Below are 12,536 nucleotides of genomic sequence, written 5' to 3'. Positions count from 1 at the left end.
TGTCCTAGGTCAGTAAGTCCATTGGGCCAGTTGAAGGGGGTGTGCGTACAGCGTACGTTCAGTCCTGTTCAGAGCGAGGCGCGTACGCACCTTCATACGTACACACACCCGAACGCCACGTACACCGCACGACAAGGAGCCTTCCCATGCGGACCGTTCTCATCTCCGGCGGCGGAATCGCCGGCCCCGTCCTCGCCCACTGGCTGCGCCGCCACGGCTTCGAGCCGACCGTCGTCGAACGCGCCCCCGGCCCGCGCGCCGGCGGCCAGGCCGTGGACATCCGCGGCGTCGCGCTCGATGTCGTCGAGCGTACGGGCCTGCTGGGGCAGGCCAGGAGCGTACGCACCCGGATGCGCGGCATGTCGATCCTCGGCCCCGACGGACAGGAGGTCGAGCGCTCCACGGAGGCCACTTACAGCAGCGGCAGGCTCGACAGCGACGACATCGAGCTGCTGCGAGAGGACCTGGTGCGGATGGTCCACGAGCACACCCGCTCGGACGTCGAGTACCTCTTCGGCAACAGCATCACCGCGCTCGCCGAGCACGAGAGCGGGGTGCACGTCGACTTCGCCCACGGGGCGCCCCGCTCCTTCGACCTCGTGATCGGAGCCGATGGACTGCATTCGACCGTACGGCGCCTGGCCTTCGGGCCGGAGGAGGACTTCGTGCACCATCTGGGCAGCTACCTGTCGGTGTTCAGTACGGACAACTTCCTCGCCCTGGACGACTGGCAGATGTGGCTCCGCGACGGCGACGCGGGCTTCGGCATGATGCCCGTGCGCGACAACACCGAACTCCGGATTGCCTTCGGCTTCGAGTCCGGCCCGCTCACCCACGCTCCGGACACCCTCCGGCAGCTCGTCGTGGACAAGCTCACGTCCCTGCGCTGGAACGGCACCCGCCTCGCCGCGGCCGCCATGCAAGCGCCTGACTTCTACTGCGATGCCATGGCCCAGATCCGTATGGACAGCTGGTCGCGCGGCAGGGTGGCCCTGCTCGGAGACGCCGGCTACTGCCCCTCCCCGCTCTCGGGACAGGGCACCAGCATCGCCCTCGTCGGCGCGTACGTACTGGCCGACTGCCTCGCCCTGGCGGCCCGGACGCAGAGCGGCCACAGCGCCGCGTACGCCGACTACGAGCGGCGCATGCGCCCCTTCGTCTCCCTCAACCAGGCCCTGGCCACGGAGAATCCCGGCGCCCCCGCCTCCGAGGCGTCCGTCGAGCACGCCAAGAACGCCATGTCGCTGGACGGTTGATCCGGGGCTGCCGGAGAGCCGGGCCGACGCGGGTGGACGGGGCCCGCAGGCATGGCCGATCATGGCCTGATGTCGCTCCGTACGCACGAGGCCGATCTGTTCGAGAGCTCCAGGGGCCGCCTGGAGGCGATCGCCTACCGGCTGCTGGGGTCGGCCGGTGATGCCGAGGACGCGGTGCAGGACACCTTCCTGCGGTGGCACGCGGCGGACCGGGAGCTGATCGAGACGCCCGAGGCGTGGCTGACGAAGGTGCTCACCAACATCTGCCTCAACCAGCTCACCTCGGCCCGCGCCAGGCGGGAAACGTACGTGGGGCAGTGGCTTCCCGAGCCGGTCCTGGCCGGCGACCGGATGCTCGGACCGGCCGACACCGCCGAGCAGCGCGAGTCGGTGTCCCTCGCGATGCTCGTCCTCATGGAGAAGCTGACGCCCAACGAGCGCGCCGTGTACGTGCTGCGCGAGGCGTTCGGGTACGCGCACCGCGAGATCGCGGAGATCCTCGACCTCACCGAGTCGAACTGCCAGCAGATCCACCGCCGCGCCAAGCAGCACCTCACGACCGACCGGGCCCGCGTCGAGGTCGATGCGGCCGCCGCCCGCAAGGTCGTGGAGGGATTCCTCGCAGCGGCCCTCAGCGGAGACACCGAGCCGCTGATCCGGCTGCTCACCGACGACGCGGTCAGCGTGGCCGACGGCGGCGCCCGGGTCCGGGCCCGCAGGACCCCGGTCATCGGTGCGCTCGGCATCGCGCGCTACCTGCGGGGGCTGTTCCGGCCGGGCCCCGCCAAGCGGGCATACGTAGGTGGCAGCGTCGCCCTCCATGCATCCGTGGTCAACGGAGCCCCTGCCGTACTGATCGCGGGCGGCGAACGCATCCTCGGCGTCATGTGCCTCGCCGCGACGCCCGACGGTGTCGAGGCGATCCACATCCAGGTCAACCCCGACAAACTGGAACGCATCGCACGCCAGTGGGCGGCCGCAGGCCCCCATCGCCCCGTCACGGAGATCTGGTGACGCAGGTCACAGTCGATTCCTGTCAGGGATCGCGCGGCTGTCCGGTTCAGGAGGTGAGTCCAACCGGATAGGAGCACGTCATGAAGCACCGCATCGTCGTCCTGGGAGCCGGGTACGCCGGAGCCGTCACCGCGGGCCGCCTCGCCAGGAGGCTGCACCGCGACGACGTCGAGATCGCCCTGGTCAACGGCGACCCCGACTTCGTCGAGCGCATCCGTCTGCACCAGCTCGCGAGCGGCCAGGACCTGCCGCGCCGCCCGCTGCGCGAGGTGTACGAGGGCACCGGCGTGCAGGTCCGGCAGGCATGGGTCACCGCGGTCGACGCCGAGCGCAAGACCGTCGACCTCACCGGTGAGAACGGCGCCGACACCCTCGCCTACAACACCCTCGTGTACGCCCTGGGGAGCACGAACGCCGACCACACCGTCCCCGGTGTCGCCGAGTACACCCACAACATCGCCGGAAAGCAGGACGCCCTGCGGCTGCGGGCACGCCTGGGCGAGCTGGGGCCCGACGGCAGCGTACTGGTCGTCGGCGGCGGCCTGACCGGCATCGAAGCAGCCACCGAGATCGCCGAGGCGCGCCCCGACCTCCACGTCGCCATCGCCGCCCGCGACGGCGTCGGCGGCTGGCTCGGCGAAAAGGCGCAGCGCCACCTGCGCGTCGTCCTCGACCGGCTCGGCATCACGGTCCACGAGGGGGCCGACGTCACGCGCGTCGAAGCGAACCACGTGGTCACCGGCACCGGTGCCGCCGGGGCAGCAGCCGGGCAGATCCCGGCCCAGGTCACCGTGTGGACCGCGGGCTTCGCCGTCCACCCGATCGCGGCCGCCACCACCCTGGAGGTGTCGAGCACCGGGCGGATCGTGGTCGACGCCACCATGCGCTCGGTCTCGCACCCCGATGTGTACGCCGTCGGCGACGCCGCGTTCGCCGAGGGCGCGGGCGGCAGGCCGCTGCGGATGGCCTGCGCCACGGCCAACCCGATGGCGTGGCAGGCCGCCGACGCCCTCGCCGCGCGCCTGACCGGCCGCAAGGTCCCCGAGAAGCCGATCGGCTACGCCGCCCAGTGCATCAGCCTCGGACGCCGCGACGGAATCCTCCAGCGCGTGACCCCCGAGGACCAGATGACGACCACCGTCATCACGGGCCGGGCCGGCGCCCGCGTCAAGGAGTTCATCTGCGCGTCAACGACCTGGACCATCGCGCACCCGACGATGCTCCTGCCGACCCGCCGCCACCGCGTCCCGGCGGCCCGCGAGGCGCAGAGCCGGTTCATCACCACGTGACGCACCGGCTTACCGGCCTCAGCCGCGGACGACCGCGAGCAGTCCACCGTCGTACGAGTAGCGCTCACCGGCGCGGTGCAGCAACGCCTCGTGCAGCCGTCCGATCTCCGCCCGCGCCAGCCCCGCGTTGCGGAATCGGATGGTGGTGACGGCCGCCCTGGGGCCGAGACCGGGGCCGGAGCCGAGGCCGGCAGGCCGGAAGCGGTCCCAGACGACGTTCTTCGTCGCACTCGGCGCCAGTTCGCCGACCAGGACGAACTCCTGGAGCAGACCCCAGCGCGTAGACCTCAGAGTGATCCGGCCCAACTCCTCCCAGGAGGCGCCCCATTCGTGGCCTTTACGCATGAAGTACAGTCCGTCACCCGCCACTCGGACGCACCCCGCGTCTCCGCGTGCCATGGCCAGTCCTCCCAGGCTGAACAGCGCGACCGCGACGATGCCCGCCGACGCGGCGGGGAGGGGATGGTCCACGAACGAGAACACGGCCACGCCGAGTGGAACGACCGCGGCGAGCATGGCCGCGATGGCGACGCGCATGTGCCCCATGGAGTACCGCACCTCGATGGGCGCCCCTGATTTCCGCCCGGCAATCGCCCGGACAGGAACCGCATCCACAACAGCATCGACAACCGCATCCCGAACCGGCACGGCAGGCTCCTGCCGGGGCGCGCCCGGCGGCGGTGGCGGATACGCCGCGACCGTCACCGAAGGCGCGACGGTCACCGCGCCACCCCCGCTCAGCGCGGACAGCACCTCCTCGGCGGACGGCCGCCTCTCCGGCCGCTTGTCCAGGCACTCGCCCAGCACCGCGCGGAGTCCCTCCGGCACACGTTCCAGGTTCGGCGCCTCGTGCACGACCCGGTAGAGCAGCTCCGCCGCACTGCCCTCGCCGAACGGCATGCGCCCGGTGGCCGCGAAGCACAGAACCGTGCCGAGCGAGAAGATGTCGCTGGCCGTGCCGACACTGCCGCCCTGGGCCTGCTCGGGCGACATGAATCCGGCGGTGCCGATGGCCACGCCCGTCCGGGTGAGCACGGTCGCACCGGTCGCACCGTGCAGCGCCTTGGCGATCCCGAAGTCGATGAGCCGCGGCCCGTTCTCCGTCAGCAGGACGTTCGCGGGCTTGAGGTCCCGGTGCACGAGCCCCGCCCGGTGTACGGAGTGCAGCGCCTCCGCCATGCCCGCGCCGAGCCGCCACACTGCGTCCTCCGCCAACGGCCCGCTCGCCCGGACCCGTTCGGCGAGATTGGGCGCCGGGATGTAGTCGCTGGCCACCCAGGGTGTCTCCGCCTCCGGATCCGCGTCGACCACGGTCGCCGTCCAAAACCCTCCGACCGCCTTCGCCGCCTCCACCTCGCGCCGGAACCGTGCCCGGAAGCCGGGGTCCGAGGCGATCTCCGGCCGTACGACCTTCACCGCCACCCGCCGACCGCTGCGCGACTCCCCGAGGTAGACCTGCCCCATGCCGCCCGCGCCGAGCCGCGCCGTGATCCGGTACGGGCCGACGGCCGCCGGGTCGCCGGCCTTCAACTGCTCCATGGTCCCCCCGAGTGCAATCGCCTACAGGAGAACCTAGAGCCGGCCCGCACCCGGTGTCAGCCGAGCGCCCGCAGGCATCCTGCCGGGAGGGGATCAGGCGTACGCGTACGAGCTCGACGAGTACCCGGAGAACGAGCCGTTCTTCTGCGGGCGGGGAACATCGTGGCCGCATCCGGCGCAGCTCACGCGTCGGTCAGCGGCAAGGCGGCGATCACCCCGTCCGGCACCCGGCACGTGCGCGTCTTCTCCGGCCGGTTCTCGACGAGGTCGAGCACCTCTTCGAGCGTCAGCTTCGCCTGTTCCACATCGGGCACCTTTCTGTACGGCCTGCGGGCCTGCGGTCCTGAACGCCGCCGGCATGCCGGGTGTCTGCCACGCTCGCACCGGCAGCCCACCCCCACCACTCGGCCCCCACCCAAATGGCGCAGCCCCGCCCGGTCCGGCTTTGTAGGCTCCTCGCATGCCACAGTCCGGAGAACCGCACACGCCGGTGTCGGGAAAACACGTACGCCGAGCCGTCGCCCACTGCCTCGACGCCCTCGAAGGCGTCCCCGCCACCCAATGGCACGACCGGGCGGGGGAGTTGGAGTGGACGCGGTGGGAGACCCTTGAGCACCTCGCGGACGATCTGCTCACCTACGCGCTGCGGTTCGGGCTCGCGCAGCCCATGGGCGTGCGGCGCGTCCCGCTGCGCGTGTCCCGCGATCGACCCGACGGCCCGGCCAACGTCATCTTCGGAGACCACGAGGCAGGGCCGGAGGGGCTCCTGGCCGTCGTGGAGGCTTGCGGCGGACTGCTCGCAGCCGCCGTGGACACCGCGCCCGCAACCACCTTGGCCCCACATGTCTTCGGAGCCTCGGACCCGGAGGGCTTCGCAGCCATGGGTGTCGTCGAAACGCTGGTCCACACCCACGACATCACCCAGGGCCTGGACTGTGTCCGGGAGCCCCCGCGGGACCTGAGCGAGCGGGCCCTCGCGCGCTTGTTCCCCGACGTGCCCGTCATCGACACCCCGTGGTCGACCTTGCTGTGGGCCACGGGACGCATCGAGACGCCCGACCGCCCCCGCCGGACCAACTGGCGCTGGTACGGCGCACCACACAGCCACAGCTGATTCGAACCGCCCGGTGACACGCCTATGTGAAACGGCGTTACCTCCAGTAAGTTACCGCCAGGTAAAGCCGCTGCGGCTCGACATTACGGGGGAGTAATGAACCGGAGAACCACTGCTCTGCTGTCTACCGCCATCGTGACCGCCGTCGTCGTCGGCGCGGCGCCGACGGCGACAGCGGCGGCCGCACCCGCCGCGGGTGCACGGGTGGCCGCCACGACGCCCGACCCGTTCTACCGTTACGACGGCAGCAAGCCGCTGTCCTCGTACCAGCCGGGCGACGTCCTGAAGAAGCGCACGCTGAATTACCACGTCTTCGGCATACCGACGCCGTTGAAGGCCATCCAGCTGCTCTACCGCACGACCGACGCCCGGGGCAGGCCGTCGGCCAACGTGACCACCGTGGTCCGCAGTCCTCACGGCGACGGCAGCAAGGCGGTGTCGTACCAGTCGTTCTACGACTCCCTCAGCCCGGAGGACGGCCCCTCCCGGGCCATCGCCGGTGACGTCTCCCTCGGCGGTGCCATCGCCAACGCCGAATCCCTCATCCTGGCGCCGCTGTTGCTCAAGGGCTACGACCTGGTCATCCCGGACACCGAGGGCCAGAACGCCGACTTCGCGGCCGGCCCGGAGTACGGAACGAACACCCTGGACTCGATCCGCGCCGGCATCCGCACCGAGGAGACCGGTCTGCATTCCGGCACGAGGTTCGGCCTGTTCGGCTACTCCGGCGGAGCCATCGCCACCAACTGGACGTCGGTCCTCGCCCCCGCGTACGCGCCAGAGGTGAACAAGCAGCTGGTCGGCTTCGCCGAGGGCGGGCTGCTCGTCGCCCCCGCGCACAACCTCAGGTACGTCGACGGCGCCCTGGCGTGGAACGGGGTGATCCCGATGGCGCTCGTAGGCGTCTCGCGCTCGTACGGCATCGACCTCGCCCCCTACTTGAGCCCGAAGGGCCTCGCGGTCGTCAAAGAGCTCGAACGCGGCTCGATCCTCGATGCGTTGGGCCACCACCCGGGGATGACGTGGAAGGACATGGCGAAACCGGAGTACAAGGACCCGAACTCCATACCGGCCTTCGTCGCAGCGGTCAACAAGATCAATCTGGGCCAGGCCGCCACCCCGACCGTCCCGGGGTTCATCGGGCAGGGGAACGCGGGCTGGCTCGAAGGAACGTTCAACAGCCCGCCGGGCATCGGCACGGGTGACGGCGTCATGATCGCCGGGGACGTACGGGCGCTGGCCCGGCAGTACTGCGACACCGGCAACAACTCGATCAAGTACGAGCAGTACGGCCTGCTGAGCCACGTCGGAGCCATGCCGTACTGGGCGCCGCGCGCGATGGCCTGGCTGGACGACCGCTTCGCGGGCAGGACCGCCCCCACCAGTTGCGGCAGGATCCCCGCGGGCAACTCGCTGGAGCCGGAGCGGCCGACGTCCACACCGTGACCGCTCGCACCGGTCCGATCCGGTCCGGGTCGGTCCGGTCCACGCGGGCTACCGGGATGCCGCGGACCCGGCGTCGCCGGCGTCCGCGACGCGGCGCCGGACCTGGTTCTCCTGGGCGAGACGGCGCAGCAGCTCGAACACCGGCGCGCAGATCGCGAAGACGATGACCGCCCGCTCGGCCAGGGCCACCGGGTCTTCGGTGCCCGCTGCCCGCTCCAGGTCCAGCCGGGCCACCGACTCGGCCAGCCTCGCGTAGGCGGCGAGCTCTCCCGGGGCGTACCGGGCGTCGAGCCGCCGTAGTTCCTTCAGCGCCGACGTCAGCCCGTGTACGTGCGGTGAGGTGTCGGGTGCCCGCCAGTCCAGGGCCGCGAGCAGCTCGGCCACCTCGGCCCCGGCGGCCGCTTCGGCCCCGGCCTCCTCGTCGGGGCCCGCGGCGCTCTGGGTCGCCATCGGCACCGGGAGGGCGTAGCTCACCGCTCCGAGCGCGCCCTCCGAGGTGTGGGCCTGGTCGACGGCCCCGAGCACCTCACGGGTGGCTGCGATCGACAGGCCGCCGAGCGTGGTGAGTGCCTTGATCAGACGCAGCCGCTGCGCGTGCTCCTCGCCGTACTCGGCCAGGGTCGCGGCGGTCGCCCGCCCTGCGGGCAGCAGGCCCTGCCGCCGGAAGTACTTGATGCTGGCGACCGGCACGCCGGTCCGACGGCTGAGCTCCGAGATCTTCATACGGCTTCCCTGCTGGGCTGGTCATGCGGTCCGGTGCCCTCATCGGCGATTGGACACCACAACAAGATACTGCCACTATCCAGTGACTGGATACCTTGAGTATCCAGCTAGGAAACGCCGCCGCACCGGAGAATCGATGCCCCAGTCCACACACCCCTCCGTGCTCCGCCGACCCCGGCTGTGGATCGGAACGGGACTCATCGCCGCAGTCGTCTCGATCTTGTTCGCCCTGCTTTACGTCGGCGGCAACGTCAACCCCAAGGGCAACCTGCGCGACCTGCCCGTGGCCCTGGTCAACACGGACGGCGGCGCCGACGCGGGCGGCCGCCACGTCAACCTGGGCGAGCAGATCGTCGCGGGCATACAGAAGGCCGCCAAGGGCGACAAGAGCATCGACTGGCAGGTCGTCAGCCGCGAGGAGGCCGACAAGCGGCTGGGCCGGGGCAAGGTCTTCGGCGCCCTCGTCATACCCCGGGACTTCAGTGCCACGGTGACCGCGCTCGGTGCCCCGCAGCCCGCGCCGCAGGGCAAGGCCACCCCGCCCACCCTGACCGTGCTGACCAACCAGTCGGCCGGCAGCATCGGCTCCTCCATGGCCTCCCAGGCCGCCCAGAAGGCCGCCCACACCGCGTCCGCGCAGCTCGGCCAGGAGCTCCTCAAGCAGGCCGCAGCCCAGAAGACCCCGCTCCCGACGGCCGCCCAGCTCAAGCTGGCCGACCCCGTGACCGTCACCGTCGCCGACGGCCACCCCGTCGGCTCCCGCAGCGCCATGGGTCTGAGCGCCTTCTACTACGCGCTGGTCCTCGTCGTCTGCGGCATGCTCGGCGCCAACCTGGTCAACTCCCAGGTCGACACGGCCCTCGGCTACCTGCACACCGACTACGGCCCGGTCCGCAAGCGCGAGCCCGTCCAGCACACCAGCCGCGTCCGCACCCTGGCCGTCGGCATGGCGCTCATGCTCGGCATGTCGCTCGTGATGGGAACCCTGGTCGAGGTCGCCACCGTCAAGATCCTCGACATGGACGCCTCCCACCTCGGCCTGCTGTGGCTCTACTCCGTCGCCACCGTCGCCGTCGTCGGCATCGGCAGCCTGGCCCTGTTCGCCGCTTTCGGTACCCCCGGCATGCTGCTGGCCACCATCGTCTTCGTCGCGATGGCCGTCCCCTCCTCCGGCGCGACCGTGCCGCTCCAGGCGCTGCCCGGGTTCTTCCGGGCCCTCGCCGACTTCGAGCCGCTGCGCCAGATCACCGAGGGCATGCGCGCCATCCTCTACTACGGCGCCCAGGCCGACGCGGGCCTGAGCCGGGCCTGGGCCTCGATGGGTATCGCCCTCGTCGCCGCGCTGGTATTCGGCTTCGCCGTCACCCGCTTCTACGACCGCCGCGGGCTGCACCGCATCCCCCGGCCCGACGACGAGTCCCCGGCCCCGGCCGAAACCCCCGAGCCCCGCGCGGCCGAGGCGAACGCCACGACCTGAGACGGCCGCCGTGGGCACCCTTCCGTAACGGCCCCGGGTCGCAGCCACGTGCTGCGGCCCGGGGCCGTTACGGTCACCGCACGGGCCCGAGCGTGGTGGGCGGCCGTCGCGGCCGCGGGCCCGGGTGCCACAAGGCAGAGGACGGCGAACAGTCCGGCGAACCCTCTGAAGAGCCGGCGGCGCACAAGAGCGCGTGCGACGGCGAATGAAAGCGTTTCCATGGCATTGGCATCGGCCCGCGGGTGCCCGCCCTTGACTCGCACCACCTGCTCGTCGGCGTGTACGCGCGCATCCCGGCCCGGGAGTGCCGCACGCTTCCTCGATGGGCGCACCGTGCACGCACCCGAGCGCCGTCGCCCTATCGGAAGGAATGCCCATGAGCGGAGGCGAGATGTCCGGGCCCGCGGCCGCCCCGGCCGGGGAACCCGGAACACGCACGGGTGCGGCCCCGGCTCCCGTACGGACCGAGCCCGCACGCCCCGGTCACCCCCTGTACGAGTTCGCCCTGACCGCGACGCTGATGTTCACCGTGGTCACGATCATCCGCTGGGTACTCGATCCGGCCTCCCCCCTCGCCCTGGGCAGCCTCCACCTGGCCCTCCTCGTCGTCGGTGCGCTGGCCGGGGCGCTCGTCTTCGGGCTGATCCGCTCCCCGTGGGGGCGGCGCTCGGGTGCGCACATGAACCCCGCGGTCACGCTCGCGCTGTGGCTGCTGAGGGCCTTCCCCGGCCGCGGGGTGGTGGTGTATGTCGTCGCGCAGCTGGGCGGGTCGGTCGCCGGGACGGCCCTGGCCCGACTGGCCTGGGGGCCGGCGGTCGCACGGGTCGGCTACGGCGCGGCGGCCGCGGCGCCCTCGTGGAGCGCCTGGGCCGTCTTCGCGGCCGAGGGCGGCTGCCTGGTCCTTGTCACCCTGATGATCGGCTTCTTCCTCGTACACCCGGCCCACGAACGATGGTTCCCCTCGGCCCTCGCGCTTCTCATCTGCGCGATCATCGCCGTTCTGGGCCCGCTCAGCGGCGGCGCCGCCAACCCGGCCCGCCAGTTCGGCCCCCAGCTGATGTCCGGAGCCACCGCCGGCCTGTGGATCTACCTCGTGGCACCCGCCCTCGGGGCCGCTCTGGGCGCCGGCGCCCACCGCCTGATCATCCGGGGCGGTCCGGCCCCCCACGGCGATGCGAAACGGCCGAGGTGACGGTGTCGAAGCACAGGGTGGTGCGGGACTGCAGGTCGTACCGGTCCCAGCGCGGCATGGCCGGGTGGTTGGGGTCGCCGGTGCGTATGAACGCGATCCACGCCCCGTGCATGGTCCTGGCGAGGCCGTCCCTGATCCTGGTGTCCATTCCCGCCAGGAACGGCGCGTGCGACCACTTGTCGAAATTGTCGAAGACGAACGGCAGGTCCAGGCAGTGCGGTGCGCCCAGCCGGCCGTCGTGCGCGGGGGTGGGGAAAGCGAACTCGTACGCCCAGACGGGGCGGCCCCGTACCGCCCGCTCCTCCGCGAACGCCAGGGTGGGCTTCCTGAACAGCTCGTCGGTGCTCAGGTCGATGAGCACGTCGATCGGCCGTGCGCCCGGGCGGGCGGCCTCGTACGCCGCGTACCCTTCGGCCGCGCCGTCACCGAAGCTGTCGCGTGCCCGGCGGAGCACCTGTTCCTTGGTCGCCGACGCGTACGTCTCGCCCAGCGCGAAGGTGAAGGCGGACTCCTCCCTGGTCCAGCCGATGAGGACGTCGATGTCCGCGCCCGGGCCGTCGAGCAGGTTCAGCGCGGGTTGCCGCGCCGCCGTCCCGCCGTCGAGCACCGGCATGAACGGCGCGGTCCAGTGTCCCCATTCCATGGTTGCCGCGAGCAGCCCGGCGGTGGCCTCGACCAGTCGCGGCCACGGCATCGTGCGCAGTTCGTCCTCGTCCTTCGCGCCGGCGATCTCCAGATAGGCGGCGGTGCGGGCCAGGGACTCGGCAGGCGTGGCGAGGGGCATGGCGAGCGGGACGCTCTGCAGGATGGCCCGGTGGAAGAGCCGGCCGTCACCCGCGTGGGCCGCGAGTGCCGCGGTGGACAGCGCGCCGGCGGACTGGCCGGCGACGGTGACGTTGCCGGGATCCCCGCCGAAGGCGGCGATGTTGTCCTGGACCCAGCGCAGCGCGGCGAGTTGGTCCGTGAGCCAGACGTTGGCGCACTCCGCGCCGCTGTCCGATGCCAAGGACAGCAGGCCGAGCGGTCCGAGCCGGTAGTTGAGGTTCACCACCACCAGGTCGCCGCTCCGCGCGAAGGTCTCGCCGGAGTAGTTGGGCATCGCCCCGGACCCGGAGATGAAGGCGCCGCCGTGGATCCAGACCAGGACGGGACGGCGCGCGTCGTCGGTGCCGGGCGTCCAGACGTTGAGCGTCAGACAGTCCTCGTCGAAGGGCGGGAGCCCGTGGCCGCCCAGGACCGGGTCGCCCTCGCGGACGGCCTGCGGCGCACTGGGGCCGTGCTTCGTCGCGTCGAGGGGGGCGCTCCATCCTGGATGCGGCTGCGCGGGGCGCCACCGGAGGGGGCCGACGGGCGGCGCCGCGTACGGCACGCCCCTGAACACGGCCAGGTCGTCTTCGACGACGCCGCGGATCGGGCCCGAGCGAGTGTTCACGACGGGCGCGGTGCGGTCCTGAGCGAAACCCATCCAGTGCGTCCTTCCAGACCG

At 71.7% G+C, this 12,536-nt stretch carries 11 protein-coding genes; 7 read left to right on the top strand and 4 right to left on the bottom strand.

All coding sequences use genetic code 11. From position 1 onward, the window contains the following. Positions 1-146 precede the first annotated feature (146 nt). The 3 genes from OG509_RS03345 (at position 147) to OG509_RS03335 (ending at position 3,559) form a co-directional block, all read left to right on the top strand. Complete coding sequence (locus OG509_RS03345) at positions 147-1,256, top strand: FAD-dependent monooxygenase (protein WP_406179955.1); 1,110 nt, start codon at positions 147-149, stop codon at positions 1,254-1,256. Between the two features lie 69 nt (positions 1,257-1,325). Continuing rightward, complete coding sequence (locus OG509_RS03340; RefSeq protein ID WP_406179953.1) at positions 1,326-2,270, top strand: RNA polymerase sigma-70 factor; 945 nt, start codon at positions 1,326-1,328, stop codon at positions 2,268-2,270. A gap of 80 nt (positions 2,271-2,350) precedes the next feature. After that, the gene (locus OG509_RS03335) at positions 2,351-3,559 is read left to right on the top strand and encodes an NAD(P)/FAD-dependent oxidoreductase (RefSeq protein ID WP_406179952.1); all 1,209 of its coding nucleotides are present in this window, start codon (positions 2,351-2,353) and stop codon (positions 3,557-3,559) included. A gap of 18 nt (positions 3,560-3,577) precedes the next feature. Here the strand turns inward: OG509_RS03335 and OG509_RS03330 are convergent, their stop codons facing one another. Both OG509_RS03330 and OG509_RS03325 read right to left on the bottom strand, forming a co-directional pair. Then, positions 3,578-5,098 (bottom strand): serine/threonine-protein kinase, encoded by a 1,521-nt coding sequence (locus OG509_RS03330; protein WP_406179950.1) that lies wholly within the window; start codon positions 5,096-5,098, stop codon positions 3,578-3,580. Between the two features lie 182 nt (positions 5,099-5,280). Further along, complete coding sequence (locus OG509_RS03325) at positions 5,281-5,403, bottom strand: hypothetical protein (RefSeq protein ID WP_406179948.1); 123 nt, start codon at positions 5,401-5,403, stop codon at positions 5,281-5,283. A gap of 155 nt (positions 5,404-5,558) precedes the next feature. Between OG509_RS03325 and OG509_RS03320 the strand changes: the two genes are divergently transcribed. Beyond that, positions 5,559-6,212, top strand: coding sequence for a DinB family protein (locus OG509_RS03320; RefSeq protein ID WP_406179946.1), 654 nt, complete (start codon positions 5,559-5,561; stop codon positions 6,210-6,212). Positions 6,213-6,308: 96 nt separating this feature from the next. Next, positions 6,309-7,658: a lipase family protein gene (locus tag OG509_RS03315; RefSeq protein ID WP_406179944.1), complete on the top strand. Its 1,350-nt coding sequence runs from the start codon at positions 6,309-6,311 to the stop codon at positions 7,656-7,658. Between the two features lie 48 nt (positions 7,659-7,706). Here the strand turns inward: OG509_RS03315 and OG509_RS03310 are convergent, their stop codons facing one another. Then, entirely contained in the window at positions 7,707-8,381 is a 675-nt protein-coding gene (locus OG509_RS03310) for a MerR family transcriptional regulator (protein ID WP_385590945.1), read from the bottom strand. 136 nt (positions 8,382-8,517) lie between these two features. Here OG509_RS03310 and OG509_RS03305 point away from each other — a divergent pair, with 136 nt between their 5' ends. After that, positions 8,518-9,858 carry a YhgE/Pip domain-containing protein gene (locus OG509_RS03305; RefSeq protein ID WP_406179942.1) on the top strand — a complete coding sequence of 447 codons (1,341 nt, stop codon included), beginning with the start codon at positions 8,518-8,520 and terminating at the stop codon, positions 9,856-9,858. A gap of 376 nt (positions 9,859-10,234) precedes the next feature. Then, positions 10,235-11,050: an aquaporin gene (locus tag OG509_RS03300; RefSeq protein WP_406179941.1), complete on the top strand. Its 816-nt coding sequence runs from the start codon at positions 10,235-10,237 to the stop codon at positions 11,048-11,050. Here the strand turns inward: OG509_RS03300 and OG509_RS03295 are convergent. Continuing rightward, the gene (locus tag OG509_RS03295; protein ID WP_406179939.1) at positions 11,001-12,515 is read right to left on the bottom strand and encodes a carboxylesterase/lipase family protein; all 1,515 of its coding nucleotides are present in this window, start codon (positions 12,513-12,515) and stop codon (positions 11,001-11,003) included. The two genes, OG509_RS03300 and OG509_RS03295, sit on opposite strands and share 50 nt — an antisense overlap. Positions 12,516-12,536: the final 21 nt, after the last annotated feature.

Source organism: Streptomyces sp. NBC_01006, from assembly GCF_045162725.1.
Lineage (GTDB): Bacteria > Actinomycetota > Actinomycetes > Streptomycetales > Streptomycetaceae > Streptomyces.
Note: the sequence above shows the minus strand (reverse complement) of the source record. Positions and strands in the feature narration are given on the sequence as shown.